This window comes from Halomonas elongata DSM 2581 (assembly GCF_000196875.2).
GTDB lineage: Bacteria > Pseudomonadota > Gammaproteobacteria > Pseudomonadales > Halomonadaceae > Halomonas > Halomonas elongata.
This window is the reverse complement of sequence record NC_014532.2, coordinates 2252559-2270448: the sequence shown is the minus strand read 5'-3', so window position 1 is coordinate 2270448 and position 17890 is coordinate 2252559. Positions and strand designations below refer to the sequence as shown.

The 17890-nt window shown below is 65.1% G+C and carries 13 protein-coding genes and 1 pseudogene; 5 read left to right on the top strand and 9 right to left on the bottom strand.

Annotated features, from left to right (window positions below):
* Positions 1 to 3: 3 nt before the first annotated feature.
* The 9 genes and pseudogenes from HELO_RS10685 to HELO_RS10645 all read right to left on the bottom strand — a co-directional run bounded on the left by HELO_RS10685 (position 4) and on the right by HELO_RS10645 (position 9660).
* Positions 4 to 528: a TRAP transporter small permease gene (locus HELO_RS10685; protein WP_013332694.1), complete on the bottom strand. Its 525-nt coding sequence runs from the start codon at positions 526 to 528 to the stop codon at positions 4 to 6.
* The gene (locus HELO_RS10680) at positions 525 to 1154 is read right to left on the bottom strand and encodes a TetR/AcrR family transcriptional regulator (RefSeq protein ID WP_013332693.1); all 630 of its coding nucleotides are present in this window, start codon (positions 1152 to 1154) and stop codon (positions 525 to 527) included. Before HELO_RS10680 ends, HELO_RS10685 begins: the two co-directional genes overlap by 4 nt.
* Before the next feature lie 66 nt (positions 1155 to 1220).
* Complete coding sequence (locus tag HELO_RS10675) at positions 1221 to 2360, bottom strand: C4-dicarboxylate TRAP transporter substrate-binding protein (RefSeq protein ID WP_013332692.1); 1140 nt, start codon at positions 2358 to 2360, stop codon at positions 1221 to 1223.
* Between the two features lie 178 nt (positions 2361 to 2538).
* Positions 2539 to 2685, bottom strand: a pseudogene (locus tag HELO_RS19350) (IS481 family transposase); the annotation flags it as partial.
* Between the two features lie 93 nt (positions 2686 to 2778).
* Positions 2779 to 3678: a hydroxymethylglutaryl-CoA lyase gene (locus HELO_RS10665; protein WP_013332691.1), complete on the bottom strand. Its 900-nt coding sequence runs from the start codon at positions 3676 to 3678 to the stop codon at positions 2779 to 2781.
* A 112-nt stretch (positions 3679 to 3790) separates the two neighbouring features.
* A complete protein-coding gene (locus HELO_RS10660) occupies positions 3791 to 5827 on the bottom strand; it encodes an acetyl/propionyl/methylcrotonyl-CoA carboxylase subunit alpha (protein WP_013332690.1) in 2037 nt (678 codons plus the stop codon).
* Positions 5824 to 6657 (bottom strand): enoyl-CoA hydratase-related protein, encoded by an 834-nt coding sequence (locus tag HELO_RS10655; RefSeq protein ID WP_041602082.1) that lies wholly within the window; start codon positions 6655 to 6657, stop codon positions 5824 to 5826. The genes HELO_RS10660 and HELO_RS10655 overlap by 4 nt, the downstream gene beginning before the upstream one ends.
* A gap of 163 nt (positions 6658 to 6820) precedes the next feature.
* On the bottom strand, positions 6821 to 8428 hold the full coding sequence (locus HELO_RS10650; RefSeq protein WP_013332688.1) for a carboxyl transferase domain-containing protein: 1608 nt from the start codon (positions 8426 to 8428) through the stop codon (positions 6821 to 6823).
* 62 nt (positions 8429 to 8490) lie between these two features.
* Complete coding sequence (locus HELO_RS10645) at positions 8491 to 9660, bottom strand: isovaleryl-CoA dehydrogenase (protein WP_013332687.1); 1170 nt, start codon at positions 9658 to 9660, stop codon at positions 8491 to 8493.
* A 228-nt stretch (positions 9661 to 9888) separates the two neighbouring features.
* On the opposite strand from HELO_RS10645, the gene HELO_RS10640 reads away from it, so the two are divergent.
* The 5 genes from HELO_RS10640 to HELO_RS10620 all read left to right on the top strand — a co-directional run bounded on the left by HELO_RS10640 (position 9889) and on the right by HELO_RS10620 (position 17890).
* The gene (locus tag HELO_RS10640) at positions 9889 to 10593 is read left to right on the top strand and encodes a lipoyl protein ligase domain-containing protein (protein ID WP_013332686.1); all 705 of its coding nucleotides are present in this window, start codon (positions 9889 to 9891) and stop codon (positions 10591 to 10593) included.
* A 252-nt stretch (positions 10594 to 10845) separates the two neighbouring features.
* The gene (locus tag HELO_RS10635) at positions 10846 to 11364 is read left to right on the top strand and encodes an Hcp family type VI secretion system effector (protein WP_013332685.1); all 519 of its coding nucleotides are present in this window, start codon (positions 10846 to 10848) and stop codon (positions 11362 to 11364) included.
* Between the two features lie 240 nt (positions 11365 to 11604).
* Complete coding sequence (locus HELO_RS10630) at positions 11605 to 13686, top strand: type VI secretion system Vgr family protein (protein WP_109637448.1); 2082 nt, start codon at positions 11605 to 11607, stop codon at positions 13684 to 13686.
* On the top strand, positions 13671 to 14543 hold the full coding sequence (locus tag HELO_RS10625) for a DUF4123 domain-containing protein (protein WP_013332683.1): 873 nt from the start codon (positions 13671 to 13673) through the stop codon (positions 14541 to 14543). The genes HELO_RS10630 and HELO_RS10625 overlap by 16 nt, the downstream gene beginning before the upstream one ends.
* A complete protein-coding gene (locus HELO_RS10620) occupies positions 14531 to 17890 on the top strand; it encodes a hypothetical protein (protein ID WP_013332682.1) in 3360 nt (1119 codons plus the stop codon). The genes HELO_RS10625 and HELO_RS10620 overlap by 13 nt, the downstream gene beginning before the upstream one ends.

Sequence of the window (17890 nt, the reverse complement as noted above, 5' to 3'; positions counted from 1 at the left end):
CTCCTAGAGCGCCTGGCGAAGGCGGATGGCTTTCAACATGTTGGCGACGATGGCGAGGCAGATGGCGCCAAAGCCGAGCGGCAGCGCCCAGCGGCTGGGCCACAGGTAGAAGGTGAAATTGGCCATGGCGGTCTCCTGGGACGCGGTGGCCTCCAGTGCGTCCAGGTAGCCCTGGTAGCCGAGCATGGCGAAATAGATCACACCCAGGGTGCCGGCGAACAGGTAGAGCGAGAGCTGCACGGAGGGCGGGAAGCGGCCGACCAGCACGTCGACGTTGATGTGCTCGCCCATGCGCTCGGTGTAGGCCAGCGGCAGGAACACCAGCGCCACCATGTAGTAGAAGGAGACGATCTCCAGCGTGCCGGGGAACGACCGCCCGACGAAGTAGCGCAGCGCGACATCCAGGGTCACGTGCAGGGCCATCAGTATCAGGAACAAGGCGCCCAGTATCAGGGTGGCGCGGTTGATCCAGTCGCTGAGGGTTTCGATGCCCAGGGCGAGAGAACGAAGTGTGGGGGGACGGTTCATGTGGCATCTCCCGGGCTCAGAGAGACACCGATGTAGCCGGTCTCGAGCAGCATGCGCTTCCAGAACAGCAGCATGTCGCGGTAGAGCGCCGGGTCGTCGCGCCAGATGCTCTGGGCGCCCATGCCGCGCATCATGCACAGGGTGGCGTTCAGGGCGACGCGATTCTCGTCGCTGGCGTGGGCGCCATTGGCGACGAGCTGCTCCCAGATCTGCTCCAGCGATGCATTGAAGCGTGCCGCCAGCGGTTCCAGCACGCTCAAGATGGCGGGATCGGTGCGGGCGGTGGTGAGGTATTCCAGGGTGACCATGAACAGGTCGCCCTTGAAGTGCTCGTGCAGTGCCTGCAGCAGACCGTCCACGTCTAACTCGCCTTCCCGCAGGCGCTGGGCCAGTTCGCGCACGCTTTCCACCTCGCGTTCGAGGAGGTCGGCGAGCGCGGCCTGCATCAGCGATTCCTTGGTCGGGTAGTGGTGGACCAGGGCGCCGCGGGATACGCCGGCGGCGCGGGCCACATCGACCGTGGAAGTGGCGCGGATGCCCTGGTTCAGCACGCATTCCAGCGTGGCCTGCATGATCTTGGCCTGGGTCTGGCGGGAGCGCTGTTCCTGGGTCTGGCGTTGGCTCATCGGGACCTCTCGGAAGGGGGGCCGCTCGTCGGATGATGACACCGTGAGCGGCCGTCGGCGGGCGACTCAGTAGATGCCGTAGTCGTCTGGCAGGGTGCTGTAGATTTCCTGCATGGCGAGCTCGGCCAAGGCCGCTTCATCATTGCGGTCGATGTCGGCGAGTAGTTCCTGCCATTTCCGGTAGGTGGCCAGGAAGTCGTCGATGAGTGCTTCGGGGTCGTCGACACCGTATTTATCGCGGGCGATGTCGTAGACATCGGTCAGGGCCTGCTCTCGGAAGTCATCCACCGAGCTCATCAGATCTGCTTCGGGCTGGTAGACGTGATTGCCTTTCTCCTGGGCTTCCTCCAGGGCGGCGTCGGCGGTCGCGAGGTACTGCACGATCATGCGCGTCATGGCCTTGGCGGAAGCCTGCTTGAAGACATCACGCTGATCATCGGTCAGACCGGACCAGAAGTCCTCGTTGAAGCCCCACTGCGGGCCGGACCAATACATGCCGGTGGGCAGCAGGGTAGTGTGCTCGGCAACTTCCCAGAGAGAGCGATCGATCAGGTCATTGGCGGCGTTGGTGGCGCAATCGAGCGAGCCGCGATCGAGCCCGGTGTACATCTCGCTGGAGGGCACGTTGACCGGGATGCCGCCGGCCTGCTCGACCCAGGCCGAGACGGTGGAGCCGGCGGTGCGGATGCGCTTGCCCTGTAATTCCTCGAGATTACGCACCGGCTCGCGGCAGAACAGCACGTAGGGCGGCGTGGTATAGGCGCCGAGATAGACGATGTCGAGGTCTTCCCACTCCTGGAGCTGGATAGGGTTGTGGGTGCTGAAGTCGGTGACCGCGAGGATGGCGACCAGTGGGTCATCGAAGTTGAAGCCCAGCTCCTGCACGGCATTGGCGACCGGCATTTCCGAGGGCGTGTAGACCGCGGCGTGATGGGCCACCTGGACGATGCCGTCCTGGATGCCCTGCAGACTGGCGCGAGGGGCGAGCAGCACGGTGCCGGTGTAGACTTCCGGGTCGAGTTCGCCATCGGACAGCTCGCGCACGGTGTTGGCCCACTCGATGTAGCCGTACTTCGAATGCGGATGCTGCTGGTCGTAGAAGGAATTGGCGATGAACGAGGTTTCGGCCTGGGCGCTGGTGGCTAGGGCGGGCAGCATCACGGCGGCGGCGATTGCCAGGGACAGGTGGCTTCGCTTGAGAATCATTTTGTCTCCCGGGCCGATGGTCGGCCATGCATTGTTGTTGGGACTTACGGGGTGCTTGCCGAAGGGCGGCTTTTGAAGACTAGTCAGCCCTTAATAAAAAAACAAGCAGGCCTGTTTGTTTTTGTGACACCGTAGACGCTCCATCGGGCTCAGCACCTCAGGCTCAGGCAGATTTTGGTGGCCTTTCTGGCTTTAAGCGGTGTTCTATGCCATGGGGCCGACATGCTTGATCGAATGGAAGGCGGCCGTTGGGCTTGCGCTCACCTGCCCGTGTGAAGCGATCGTTCAAGGACTTACCGTTGTTGGTCAGCGCCGTTTGGACCTTGAGGGGAGAACGGTTTTTGTGACCAAGTGCAATACCTGACAAAAGCCCCCGAGCCGGACACCCGGCTCGGGGGCTTTGCGTTGTGGGGCGTGGTTACCTGGCAGCGAGGGCCACACTCACCTTGGATCGGTTGGGTCGGCCGATGGCCTGGGTGATCCAGTCGCCGGTGGTGGCGAGCTTTTCGAGGTCGACGTCGCTGTCGATGCCCAGGCCGTTGAGCAGGTAGACGACGTCTTCGCTGGCGACGTTGCCGGCGGCGCCCTTGGCATAGGGGCAGCCACCCAGGCCGGCGACGGAGCTGTCGATCACGGCGATGCCTTCCTCGAGCACGGCGTAGAGGTTGGCGAGTGCCTGGCCGTAGGTGTCGTGGAAGTGGGCGGCGAGCTTGTCCATGGGAACGTCGCGGGCTGTGGCCTCGAGCATGCGCTTGGCCTTGAGCGGGGTCCCGGTGCCGATGGTGTCACCCAGCGAGACCTCGAAGCAGCCCATCTCGAACAGGGCCTTGGCGACCTCCGCGACCTTGGCAGGGGCGATCTCGCCTTCGTAGGGGCAGCCGAGCACGCAGGAAACATAGCCGCGCACGCGGATGCCGGCCTGTTGCGCGCGTTCCAGCACCGGGGCGAAGCGTTCCAGGGATTCGGCGATGGAGCAGTTGATGTTCTTGTGCGAGAAGGCCTCACTGGCGGCGCCGAACACCGCGACTTCTTCAACACCGCATTCCAGTGCTGCCTCGAGCCCCTTGAGGTTGGGGGTGAGGGCAGAGTAGGTGATGCCGGGGCGGCGCTTGAGGCCGGTCATCACTTCGCGGTGATCGGCCATCTGCGGCACCCACTTGGGAGAGACGAAGCTGGCGGCTTCGATATGTCGCAGGCCGGCATCGGCGAGGCGGTCGATCAGCTCGAGTTTGGTGTCGGTGGCGATGGCCTCGGGTTCGTTCTGTAGCCCGTCGCGGGGGGCTACCTCGACGAGGCGGACTTGCTTTGGGAATCCCACGGATAACCTCCTGCCTTGTGTCTAAGACCAGTTGGCGCTATAGCACTTGATCGAAGCTTTCCCGGTGACAGCGCCCCCTCTGCGAGCTGTCCCCGTCGCCGCTTGCTTGGTGTTATTCACCGCTGTCCCCAACGGCTGCGAACTCCAGCAATACATCGCCTTGTCCCACGGTGTCGCCGGCCTGGAAGTGGAAGCTTTCGACCTGGCCGTCGGCGGGGGCGGTCAGAGTGTGTTCCATCTTCATGGCTTCCATGACCATCAGCGCCATGCCTTTCTCGACACGTTCGCCGGGTTGCACCAGCAGGGTGACAACGGTGCCGTGCATGGGCGCGGTGAGGGTGGATTCGGCCTCGTGGTGGCCGTGGTCGATGGCGTCGATGCGTCGCCATAACAGTCGGGTCTCGCGCCGCGGATCGACCATCACCACCAGGTTGTTGTCGACCAGTCGAGTCTGCAGGCGTCGGCGATGGCCGTCCAGGGTTACCGCCACGGCGTCGCCATCGAGCGGTTGCAGGGTGGCGTCGAAGGCTTGGTCGCCGATGCGCAGGCGCCAGGGGGCGCCGGGAGCCGCTCGCTTGCCCTCGACGATGACCAGGGCGTCTTCGTCGTCGATTCGGTCCGGGTCGCAGAGGGCGATGCGGATGGTGTGCTCGGCGTTGAGCCGGAAGCCGTCGTGGCGGTCCCAGGGTGAGTCGCTTTCGCGTTCCTGCCCGAGCTGGTGGAGGCCGACCAGGGCGGCGCTGGCGTATTCTTCGGCCGTATAGTGTCGCGGCGCGAACAGTTCCGCTTCGTGGTGTTCGATGAAGCGGGTGTCCAGCTCGGCGGCGCGAAAGGCGGGGTGTGTCGCCAGGCGTTGCAGGAAGTCGCGGTTGGTGGTCACGCCCTGGATATCGAGGGCAGCCAGGGCGCGGTTGAGGGTGGCGAGCGCCTGTTCGCGGTCATCGCCGTGGACGATCAGCTTGGCCAGCATCGGATCGTAGTGCATGGAGACGGCATCGCCGCTGGCCACGCCGCTGTCCAGGCGTACCTGGGCCGGCTCGAGCCCGGCGCCGGCGAGATCCAGCTCGAAGCGGTTCAGGGTGCCGGTGGCGGGCAGGAAGTCCTGCGCCGGGTCTTCGGCGTAGAGACGTGCCTCGAAGCTGTGGCCGGTGATGGTCAACTCGTCCTGGCTCAGCGGCAAGGGCTCGCCCATGGCGACGCGCAGTTGCCATTCGACGAGGTCCTGACCGGTGATCATCTCGGTCACGGGATGCTCGACCTGAAGGCGGGTGTTCATTTCCATGAAGAAGAAGCTGTGATCCGCATCCAGCAGGAACTCGACCGTGCCGGCGCCCACATAGCCGATCTCGCGGGCGGCGCGTACGGCGGCTTCGCCCATCTCGCGGCGCAGGGCCTCGGTCATGCCCGGGGCGGGGGCTTCTTCCAGCACCTTCTGGTGGCGGCGCTGCACGCTGCAGTCGCGCTCGAAGAGATAAACGCCGTTGCCCTGGCTGTCGCAGAACACCTGCACCTCGACGTGGCGCGGCTGGGTCAGGTATTTCTCGATCAGCATGCGATCGTCGCCGAAGGCGGCGCGGGATTCACGACGGCAGCCGTCCAGCGCGGCCTGGAAGGCCTCGGCGGATTCCACCACGCGCATGCCCTTGCCGCCACCGCCGGCGCTGGCCTTGAGCAATACGGGGTAGCCGATGCGGTCAGCCTCGGCCTTGAGCAGGGCGTCGTCCTGGTCGTCGCCGTGGTAGCCGGGCACCAGCGGTACGCCGGCGTCATGCATACGTGCCTTGGCGGCGGACTTGTCGCCCATGGCGGCGATGGCCGAGGCAGGCGGGCCAACGAAGGTGATGTCGGCCTCGGCCAGGGCCGCGACGAAATCGCCGTTCTCGGAGAGGAAGCCGTAGCCGGGATGTACGGCACCGGCGCCGGTGCGCCGGGCGGCGGCGATCACTGCCTGGATGTCGAGATAGCTGGCCTGGGCGGCGGCCGGGCCGAGGCGCACGGCTTCATCGGCCTCGCGCACATGGCGGGCGCCGGCATCGGCGTCGGAATAGACGGCCACGGTGCGCAGGCCCATGCGGCGGGCAGTGCGCATCACGCGGCAGGCGATCTCACCGCGGTTGGCCACCAGCAGGGTATCGAAAGCGTGGCTCATGAGGAGCGCTCCGTGGTGGAGGGTGGTTCGGGCGCCCAACGGGGGCGGCGCTTGTCGAAGAAACTGGCCAGGCCTTCCTGGCCCTCGTCGCTGACGCGCAGCTCGGCGATCACTCGGCAGGTGCGCTCGCGGGTCGCGGCACTGTCGGGCTCGCGTGCAACCTCGGCGAGCAGCGCCTTGGTGGCGCGGCTGGATTGCGGCGAGGTGGCGAGCAGCGTCTCGACCATGGCGTCGACCGCCTCATCCAGGGCATCCGGCTCGACCACACGGTGCGCGAGCCCCAGGGCCTCGGCGGTGGAAGCATCGATGACCTCGGCGGTCAGCGCGTAGCGGCGCATCTGCCGCTCGCCCAGGGCGCGTTGCACATAGGGGCTGATCACCGCCGGCGAGAGGCCGATCTTGACCTCGGAAAGGCAGAAGCGAGCCTTCTCCGAGGCGATGACGATATCGCAGCAGGCGGCCAGGCCCACGGCACCACCGAAGGCCGCACCCTGCACCCGGCAGAGCGTGGGGCAGGGCAGGGTGTCGAGCCCGTGCATCAGCGCCGCAAGCTGGCGGGAGTCGGCCAGATTGTCCTCGAGGTCGTAGTCGACCATGCGCTTCATCCAACCCAGATCCGCCCCGGCGGAGAAATGCTTGCCTTCGGAACCCAGCACCAGCAGGCGAATCTCGCCACGCTCGGCGGCCTCCCGAACATGCTGAAGATGCCCGTTGAGCTCACCGATCAAGGCATCGTCGAAAGCGTTGAGCACATCAGGGCGATCCAGCGTCAGCCACGCAACGCCGCGGGGGTCGATCGTCAGTCGGGAAAAGGTGTCTATGGTTGCCATGGTGGTTATCTCTTGTGCGGTGGCCGATTCGGAGAGCTGTAAGCTATAAGCTTTAAGCTTTAAGAAAACCCTCTTCCGTTGCTTGCTTGGTGGCAGCATTTTGGCTTACGGCTTACGGCTTACGGCTTACGGCTTACGGCTTACGGCTCCACGCGAAGCGCGCCTACATCCTGAACACGCCGAACTTCGTGTCCTCAATCTCGGCGTTCATGGCGGCGGCGAGCGAGAGGCCGAGCACGTCGCGGGTCTGGGCCGGGTCGATGACGCCGTCGTCCCAGAGTCGCGCACTGGCGTAGTAGGGGTGGCCCTGGTGCTCGTACTGGTCGCGGGTCGGCTGCTTGAAGGCAGCTTCCTCTTCGGCGGACCATTCGCGCCCCTCGCGCTCCAGCTGCTCGCGCTTGACCTGGGCCAGCACGCCGGCCGCCTGTTCGCCGCCCATCACCGAGATGCGCGCGTTGGGCCACATGAACAGCAGATTGGGCTCGAAGGCACGGCCGCACATGCCGTAGTTGCCGGCGCCGAAGCTGCCGCCGATCAGTACGGTGAACTTGGGCACGCGGGCGCAGGCCACGGCGGTGACCAGCTTGGCGCCATGCTTGGCGATGCCTTCGTGCTCGTACTTGGAGCCGACCATGAAGCCGGTGATGTTCTGCAGAAAGACCAACGGGATCTTGCGTTGGGCGCACAGCTCGATGAAATGCGCGCCCTTCACGGCGGATTCCGAGAACAGCACGCCGTTGTTGGCGACGATGCCCACCGGGTGGCCGTGGATATGCGCAAAGCCGGTGACCAGGGTGTCGCCGTAGGTGCGCTTGAATTCGTCGAAGGCGGAGTCGTCGACGATGCGACCGATCACTTCGCGAACCTCGAAGGGCTTCTTGAGATCGGTGCCGACGATGCCGTAGAGCTCCTCGGGGTCGAGGCGCGGCGGCCTGGGTTCGGCCATGGCCAGTTGACCGCGCTTCTGCCAGTTGAGCCGAGCCACGCAGCGTCGCGCCAGTTGCAGGGCGTGGGCGTCGTTCTCGGCGTAGTGATCGGCGACGCCGCTGACCTTGGCGTGAACATCGGCGCCGCCCAGGTCCTCGGCGCTGATCGACTCGCCCGTGGCGGCCTTCACCAGCGGCGGACCACCGAGGAAGATGGTGCCCTGCTCGCGGACGATGATCGACTCGTCGGCCATGGCCGGCACATAGGCGCCGCCGGCGGTGCACGAGCCCATGACCACGGCGATCTGCGGAATGCCCTCGGCGGAGAGGGTGGTCTGGTTATAGAAGATGCGCCCGAAATGGTCGCGGTCGGGGAAGACCTCGTCCTGGCACGGCAGGTAGGCACCGCCGGAATCCACCAGATAGAGGCAGGGCAGGCGATGCTTGCGGGCGATCTCCTGGGCGCGCAGGTGCTTCTTCACGGTCAGCGGGAAGTAAGTGCCGCCCTTGACCGTGGCGTCGTTGGCGACGATCACGCATTCCACGCCGGAGACCCGGCCGATGCCGGTGACCACACCGGCGGCGGGCACCGGACTGTCATAGACCTCATGGGCGGCCAGCGCCGAGAACTCGAGGAAGGGCGAGCCCTCGTCGAGCAGGTGATCGATACGGTCGCGGACGAACAGCTTGCCGCGCGACTCATGTCGGGCGCGAGCCTTCTCGCCGCCACCCTGGTGGATCGCCGCGGTCAGCTCGCGCAACCGGCCCACCTCGGCGCGCATCGACGCCTCGTTGGTCTGGAAACCCTCGCTGCGCGGATTGATCTGTGTCGTTAGCACTGCCATGGAATATCCTCTGACGAGCTTCGAGCTGCTCGTAGCCCGTGGCTCGTTACTCGTGGCTGGGGTTACGCCGATTCGCTGAATATCTCGCGGCCGATCAACATCCGGCGGATCTCGCTGGTGCCGGCGCCGATCTCGTAGAGCTTGGCGTCGCGCAGCAATCGCCCGGTGGGGTATTCGTTGATATAGCCGTTGCCGCCGAGAAGCTGGATGGCGTCGAGTGCCATCTGGGTGGCCTTTTCGGCGCAATAGAGGATCACCCCGGCGGCATCCTTGCGTGAGGTGCGGCCACGGTCGCAGGCGCCGGCGACGGCGTACAGATAGGCCCGGCAGGCATTCAGGGTGGTGTACATGTCGGCCACCTTGCCCTGCACCAACTGGAACTCGCCGATGGACTGGCCGAATTGCTTGCGTTCGTGAAGGTAGGGCACCACCACGTCCATGGCCGCCTGCATGATGCCGATCGGTCCGGCGGCCAGCACGGTACGCTCGAAGTCGAGGCCGCTCATCAGCACCCGGGCGCCCTTGTTCACCTCGCCGAGGACGTTCTCCTCGGGCACTTCGCAGTCCTCGAACACCAGCTCGCAGGTGTTGGAGCCGCGCATGCCCAGCTTGTCGAGCTTCTGTGCCGTGGAAAAGCCGGCGAATCCTTTCTCGATGATGAAAGCGGTAATGCCCTTGGAGCCGGCGTCCGGGTCGGTCTTGGCGTAGACCACCAGCACGTCGGCATCGGGACCGTTGGTGATCCACATCTTGTTGCCGTTGAGCACATAGCGGTCACCGCGCTTCTCGGCCTTGAGCTTCATGGAGACCACGTCGGAACCGGCGCCGGGCTCGGACATGGCCAGTGCCCCGACGTGTTCCCCGCTGATCAGGCCGGGCAGGTACCTGGCTTTCTGCTGCGCATTGCCGTTGAGCTTGATCTGGTTAACGCAGAGGTTGGAATGGGCGCCGTAGGAGAGCGCCACCGAGGCGCTGGCCCGCGAGATCTCTTCCATGGCGATGCAGTGGGCGAGATAGCCCATGCCGCTGCCGCCGTCCTCCTCGGGCACGGTGATGCCGAGCAGGCCCATGTCGCCGAACTTCTGCCAGAGGTCGTCGGGGAACTCGTTTTTCGCGTCGATCTCGGCGGCGCGCGGTGCGATCTCATCGCGGGCGAAGGCGTGAACCTGGTCGCGCAGCATGTTCAGTTCGTCATCGAGACCGAAGTCGAGGGGCTGGTAGGGCGCGTGCATGGTGAACTCCGCTGGTCTGATGGCGCGCCACGAGGCGCACCCGATCATTCATCGAGGTGATGATGCCAAGACTAAGACAGGTTTACGTTAACGTAAAGGTCATGGGGGGTGAGGTTCGACCAAGGTGGTGAGCTCGGACCCTGCGGATAGCAGCAATTTGCCTGTGGAACGATGGCGCCACATGCAAGCGACGACGTAAGCTGGGCGCTTCACCCTGGAGCGAGCGATATGATGACGAGCGACACGGTTCTGTACCGCCCCTCGGTGCAAGAGGGCCTCGCCGCCGAAGAGGCGTTGCTGGAGGCGGTGTGTCGGGGCGAGAGCCATCTGGAGTGCCTGGCATGGTCGCCGTATGACCGGGCTCTGGTGATGCCGCGTCGTCACGCTCGTCTCGAAGGCTTTGACGAGGCGCGGTCACGCCTGGAAGGGCAGGGCTGGCCGGTGCTGTTCCGTGCCACCGGAGGTACGCCGGTGCCTCAGGGGCCGATGGTGGTCAACCTGGCTCTGGTGGTGCGCTGCGAGGTACGCAGTTCGGCGGCGCATCTCGAGTGGGGCTATCATCGCCTGGGCGACCCCTGGTGTGACTGGTTGGCCTCCCTGGGCGTGGCCGAGGCGGATCTCGGCGAGGTGGCCGGTGCCTATTGCGATGGTCGCTTCAACGTGCGCATCGCCGGCCGCAAGCTGGTCGGCACTGCCCAGCGCTGGCGCCGCGTGAAGGGTAGCCGCGACATGGCGCTGCTGGTGCATGGTGCCATGCAGGTCGATGGGGAACCGTCGATGCTGGTCGAGGTGGTCAATGCCTTCCAGGAGGTCGTCGACGACCCGCAGCGATTCCAGCCGGACGCCCATATCACCCTGCGCCAGGCCGTGCCCGAACTGGAACTCGAGGAAGCGCTCTCCGACTTGATGACGCGTTTGCGTTTGGCGAGTTGAACCGGCCCGAGGCATCTCGATATTCATCTGGAGCAAGAGGGGCGGGGCAGGCAAGATCTTGCCCGCCGGGCAACTTCTTGCCCGCTTTCAGGCAAGTTCTTGCTCGATCACTTGACGTTATGCCGTGCCGTTTTCATGTATCCCTTTGATTGAGTTGGATATTTTTGTTTTTGGTACATAAAGTGCCTTGGATGGGGTGTCCGCTGGACATTTGCGCAAGATTTTTCGAATTCATCGTCAAGGAAGCGACTCATGCCAACCCCATGTTATATCAGCATCGAAGGCCAGACTCAGGGCAACATCACCGCTGGCGCCTTCACGCCCGAATCCGTGGGCAACATCTACGTCGAAGGCCATGAAGACGAGATGCTCGTCCAGGAATTCAAGCACATCGTCACTGTGCCGACGGATCCGCAGTCCGGTCAGCCGTCCGGTCAGCGTGCTCACAAGCCGTTCATCTTCACCGTGGCCCTGAACAAGGCCGTGCCGCTGCTGTACAACGCCCTGGCGTCCGGTGAGATGCTGCCCACGGTCGAGCTGAAGTGGTACCGCACCTCCGTAGAAGGCAAGCAGGAGCACTTCTTCACCACCGCCCTGACCGATGCCACCATCGTCGACATCAACCTGCGCATGCCCCATGCTCAGGACGCCAACAGCGCCGAGTTCACTCAGCTGATGGACGTCTCCCTGGCCTACCGCAAGATCGACTGGGAGCACACCGTCGCCGGCACTTCCGGTTCCGACGACTGGCGCGCCCCGATCGAAGGCTAAGACGCCGCGCCACAGGCGGTGCCCCTGCCAATGCTCGCGCCCGGCGGGCACCGTTTTCGCCGCCAGGGTTCCGGCCCTGGCGGCGGCATGTGTAAGTGTTTGCTTGGCTGTATTGTAAGCGATCACTTACGCATGCCGCCGACGACTTGCCTCGGCGATGTACTCGCGTAACCTACCTGTCCTGCCGACCATGCCGCGTCGGCGAACCCAGGAACGGATTCGGCCTCCAGGAGGGATGCCATGACCCAGGCTAACGGACTGCAGTTCACCCTGAGCCTGACCGGCGCCGGTGAGGCCGACCTGGCGGTGGTCGACTTCACCCATGAAGAGGCGCTGTCGTCGCCGTTTCATCTTCATGTGCGCTTTGCCAGCCGCGCCGTCGACCTCTCGCCGGAAGCGCTGCTCGACCGCCCGGCGAGCCTCACCGTGTGGCAGGACGGCGTGGCCCAGCGGCGGGTTCACGGCATCGTCGCCGAGTTCGGTCGCGGCGACCGCGGCCATCGGCGCAGCCACTACGAGGTCGTGATCCGCCCCTCGCTGTGGCGGCTCTCGTTGCGCCAGAACTCGCGGATCTTCCAGCGCGTCTCGCCGCTGACCATCCTCAACACCCTGTGTGAGGAACGCGGCCTGACCGACGTGGCCTTCGCGGTGACCCGCGAGCCCGCCGAGCGCGAGTACTGCGTGCAGTACCGCGAGACCGACCTGGCGTTCGTCGAGCGCCTGGCCGCCGAGGAAGGGCTGTTCTACTTCCATGAGTTCGAGGATGGCGACCTCGGTGCTCATCGGCTGGTGTTCGCCGACGATCCCCAGGTGCTCACCGGGCTCGGCGAGCGTCCCTACCACCATCGCGCCGGCGGCACCGCGCCGCAGCGTCACCTGCGCCGGCTGACCCAGACCGCCCGGGTGCGCCCGGCCCGGGCCCAGCTCAAGGACTACAGCTTCAAGCGCCCGGCCTACGCGCAACTGCACGAGCGCCAGGGCGACGGGCTGGAGCAGCACAGCCAGCGGGGCGACTACGAACACTACGACTACCCGGGCCGCTACAAGGCCGACGCCTCGGGCCAGGCCTTTACCCGCCACCGGCTGGAGCACCTGCGCCACGACGCCCTGACCCTGGCCGGCGAGAGCGACCTGCCCGAGCTGGCCCCGGGCACGCGCTTCACCCTGGCCGACCACGACGTCAGCGAGCTCAACCGCGGCTGGCAGGTCGTCAAGGTGGTCCACCAGGGCGAACAGCCCCAGGCACTGGGCGAGGACGCCGTCCAGGCCGACGGCATGACCCGTTACCACAACACCCTGACGCTGACCCCGGACGACACTGCCTGGCGGCCCGCGCCCGAGCCCAAGCCGCGGGTCGACGGCCCCCAGGTGGCCTTCGTGGTGGGCCCCGAGGGCGAGGAGATTCACTGCGACGCCCACGGCCGGGTGCGCTGCCAGTTCCCCTGGGACCGCTATGCCGAGCCCAATGAAACCGCCAGTGCCTGGCTGCGCGTCAGCCAGGGCTGGGCCGGCGGCGGCTACGGCATGATGGCGATTCCGCGCATCGGCCACGAGGTGATCGTCTCCTTCCTGGAAGGCGACCCCGACCAGCCGATCATTACCGGACGCACCTACCACGCGGTGAATACGCCGCCCTATGAGCTGCCGGCGCACAAGACGCGCACCGTGCTGCGTACCCAGACCCACCAGGGCGAGGGCTTCAACGAACTGCGCTTCGAGGACCAGCACGACCAGGAACAGATCTGGGTGCACGCCCAGAAGGACCTGGAGCTGCTCACCGAGAACGACCGCACCGAGGAAATCCGCCGCGACAGTCACCTGGCCGTCAAGCGCGACCGGGTGAGCGAACTCGATCGTGACGACCACCTCACCGTGCATGGCGAACGGCGCGAGAAAAGCGATGGCGCCCAGCACCTGACCATCGATGGCAGCCTGCATCTGAGCGCAGGCCAGGCCTGGCTCACCGAAAGCGGCCGCGAACTGCACATCAAGGCCGGCCAGAAGGTGGTGCTGGAGGCAGGCAGCGAGCTGACCCTCAAGGCCGGCGGCAGTTTTCTCAAGATCGATGGTGGCGGTGTCACCGTCAACGGCCCCGGCGTGAAGGTAAATGCCGGCGGCAGTCCCGGCAGCGGCACGGGGCAGGGCGCCCAGGCACCGCTGTTGCCGGGGCATGCCGAACCGGAAGTGCACGAGGCGATTGCCCCCACTGCGCTACCTAAACTGCGTGACTACCAGCTCGCGGAAGCGGCGTTGATGCCCCTGTGCGGCAAGATCAGCGACACCCAGTGCAGTCGAGAGGATTGTCCATGTCTGGGTGGCTAGCGCGACTGCCCGAGCGGGCCCGAGTCAGCGGTGAGCCCGAGGCCTGGCTGGCGCCGGACCGGCCCATCATGCTGGTTCTCGATCAGCGCCGCGCTACCGAGGCTTGCCGCGAGCTGCTGGGGCACGAGGGCACCCAGGAACATGTTCCGCTCTTTGCCGCCACGCCGCTTTCCCCGCTGCTGGAGGCCAGCCCCTGGTGCGTACGACTCGAGGCCGATAGTGATGCCTGGCGTGTCGGTGAGGCATTGTGCCGGGAGCGCCGTCTGGGCTGGTGCTGTCAGCCGTCCTCGACGGTTACCTTCTCCGATCTGGTCGAGCATCTGCGGGGCCTGTTCGTGTGGGCGGATCCTCAGGGTGGCCAGTCGTTGATCAATCTGCAGGATCCGGTGGCGCTGACGGCTCTATTGGGCAGTGCCGAACTCGTGATGCTGGCTCGAATGCTCGCACCGCTCGGCGAGCTCTCTACCCCCACACCCCAGGGGCATTGGCAGGTTTGGCAAAGCATCGAGAGCCGTGAGGCCCCGGACACCCCTTTACGCTTGACGCCTGACATGGAGGCGGCACTGAAGGTGGCGCCCCAGGCCTGGTTCCTGGCTGAGCGGCTCGGGGTTCGACTGGACGAGGTCGACGCCACCTGCTTGGAGGGGCTGGCCATGCTCAACCGCCACGGCATCACCCGGGCCCGTCATCTGGAGAGCCTGCTGCCGTACGTGCAGCGGGCGGAATGGCGCGAGCGTGAGGAAAGCCGCGAGATACTCGGCAAGAACCAGCCGGCCTGGCGCAAGGTCAAGGCCCTTCGCGAACTGATGGGGACGCTTCAGGCACAGGATAGGGATACGCACGCATGGACGATGTGATCAGCGATAACGATCAAACGGCGGACTCGTTCGGTCGGCCCAAGCCCGGTGACTGGATCGCGGAGGAGTCTTCCGCTGCCTCCTCGTCTCTAGAGTGCAAAGTGCTTCAGTTGCCGCTTTTCGAACCACCGCCCCCGGCAGGCGGAGAAATACAGGATGCCACCTCGCATCCCTGTGAAGACGATGCCTGGGCCGATATTCTCTACCTGACCGGTACCGGCACCTTCTGGCTATTGACGGAGAGCGTCGCCGAGTCATTGCACGAGGCGGCGGACGAATTGGCGGGGTGGATCGAAGAGGAAGATCCGGAAGCGCGGCAGATCCATTTGAACGACGATGCCGGCCTGATGGAGTGTTTTCTTCCGGCACGCCCGGAAAACTTCCTCGATGAGGCCGAGCGGCAGCACTGCCGTGATGTATTGAGCCGCCTGGCCGAACTTACCGAAGAGACCGAAGTCGATGCCGCTCGTCGCGTGACCGAGCACGAACGGCTGACCGAGAATCCTTGGTTCTGGGGGGCTCCACTGATCGTCTCGGCAGTCTACTTCCATGAGCGGGCGCAACATCCCGAGGAAACGCGGCTGGTCGAGGAGCTGGATGCTCTCTATCGCAAGGGTAGCGAAAGGGCAGAGGCGCAAGGCTACGTCATCGATGGGGGGCGCTATTACGGGCCCTGGGAAGACGATATCACCGAGGCTCTGGAGACCTACCGCCGCTGTCGAGCGAGGGTCGTGGGCGACGCCATCTCCGTGAATCAGCCTGGCGAGCTGCTGCCGCTTCAGGAAGCCCTCAAGGAATACCAGGCCTTCCTCGCCGACTGCGAAAGCATGTCCCCCAAGGACTCATCCCGCTGCACGGCGCTCGTCGACTACTTCTCCGAGCGCGTCGAACTGATGAGCGAAGATCTCCAGGCCTATCGGGACAGTATCGTGGCACTGGCGACGCTGGGTATCGCGACTCCCGAGTGGGCGCTGGCGGATCCTGCACTCAGGACCTCGCGAGCGGGGCTCGATCCCGGCATCGATGCCTTCAATCACTACAACCGTCTGCTCAAGGAAGCGGTGGAGATCTACGACGACGTCGAGGCCAGGCTGGAGGAGTGGGCGACCGCCACCGCCGGCAACGCCGCTTTGCCGATGCACCTCTTCGCCCAGGAGCGGCGCCGCTTCGAGCGCCGGACCTCACAGCTCGACGCGCTTTACGCCACGGCCCGTCAGGCGGTGGCGGCCATGCAGCCCCAGCGTGTGCTGTTCTGGCAGGCCGACCTCGAGGATCAACGCCATGCGCTGGGCTACGAGAAGCAGAGCATCGACGTGCTGGTGCGCAAGGATTTCCCGTTGCGCGAGTTCAGCTCGCCGCAGGGGGCGCGTGCACTGAGCCATCTCAGTCTGCACCAGCTCCAGCGAGACATGAGTGAGGACGAGCGACGGGCACTGGGCCGCCAGCTAGAGGCGGATGGTGCGCTGCCTGCCACGCTATGGGAAGCGCCTGAAACCGCCTTGTCTCAGTGGATGGAAGGTCAAGGTTGCAAGAAGATCGAGCGGCGGGCCGAGTGGTTCGATGAGGGGCTTGGTTTCTTCCGGCCCGAAGCCTTCTTTCAGTATCTCGACGATGAGGGCCATGAGGTCGCCTCGTTGCAGGAGGGCAACGCCAAGTCGCAATGGGGCGAGGCCCTGCAGCGCATGCTGTTCACCGGCCCGGCTCGCGAGACTCTGCGTCTCTTCGACGCCAGTGCTCAGGCGCAGATGCTGCGCCTGGTCGGGATGCCTCACGGGGAGCTGAATCAGGCGCTATCCCATGATTTCGACGAATCACTGACGCTGCTCGAGCGCGACGGCAGTCTGGAGCTGTTCGACGTCAAGGTAGAGAGCAGCGGCGGTGGACAGTTGGGTGCCGAGAAAAAACGGCAGGGAACCCTGGAAAGCCAGGGTGATGGCTGGCAGGCCGGGCAGGATCATGGTGCTGGGGTGAAGGCCGGCTTCCAGTGGGAGGTCAAGGGCACCTGGAGCCTTGCCCGTGGCGAAATCAGCCTGGGCACCCTGCATCTTCCGGGGGAGGATGAGGCCGTTCCCTTCTACGCGATCCTGGCCAACCGTAATGGAGAAAGGCGCAGCATGGGATGCTACTCCATCCGCATGGAGCTGGTGGCCAAGGGCTTCGCCGGTGCCAGCGTGGCCTTGGGTGCCGAAACCGGCCTGGCGTTCAACGAGAACGGCTTGCAGTTGACCGGCGTCGATTGGGCGCAGCGAGAGGCCGAAGGGGCGACCCTCAAGGCTTTCGCTGGGGCAACGCTCGGGCTGCAGTCCCAGTGTGAGATGCGCTGGCTGCCGCCCGAGGATATCACCCGTCAACTGCCACAGCTGGCCGACCAGGATTGGCTCAGCCTCAAGACACAGCACCGTGACCTGGATCAGTGGCGCACCCTCGGCCAGGCCCTGCTGGGTGGGGAGGTCGGCCTGGGCATCGGGGCCGACCTCGGATTCCGGCTGGGGCTTCGTAATGGCCGGTTCGTGGCCTATGCCAAGGCCAAGGTATTCGCCGGCGTCTCGGTGGGCGGGAAGGTCGCCGTCGAACTCGACCTTCAGCAACTGGACCTCTGGCTGATGATGATCGGCCAGGCCCTGCGCGACAATGACTATGGCTTCGTCGACTGGGTCGACCAGGATGCCTTCGAGAGCATCAGTCAGCTGACCTATCTGGCCACTACCACGTTGCTGGACGTGGGGCTGTTGGCCGCTCGAGGCAGGGACGGCATTCGTCGACTCTACAACCAGCTGACCCAGAGTGACCGCGCTGGGGTTATCGCCTTTGCCATTGTCGATGCCTCAGGGAACTCCGAGCTGTCATCGCAACTTTCTGCTTGGGTGCAGCACCTGCCTCCAGAAGCCTTGGGACCACTGCTGAACGTGTTGGCCACCCGGCCGAGCCTATGGAGCTACATAAAGGGAGACGAGTACGACGATGCCATCGATCTGCAGCAGATCGCCATTGCCCAATGCCTGGAGTGGATCGAACAGGGGCATCGCGATGGACTTTATCGTCGCAGCGCCGCCCAGCGATTGTTCGAGAAGGCCGTGGCCAGGATGTCGGCGGATGGTGAATATGCTGGTGCCGAGGACAGCGAGAATGATGGTGTAAGTAGCTCCGCTCGAGGGCAGGCCTATTGTGAGAACCGCTATCGACTGGATCAGTTTATGAGAATAGATAACTCTTCAGGTAACCTTGATGCTAGGGATGCTAGGAGCAACTATAAGGATATTGCGAAACGGCTAGGGGAGAATGTCGATGTCCACTGCCATCTGGTGACAACACCGGCTGGCACACATGTAACCTACCGGGAGTCGTAA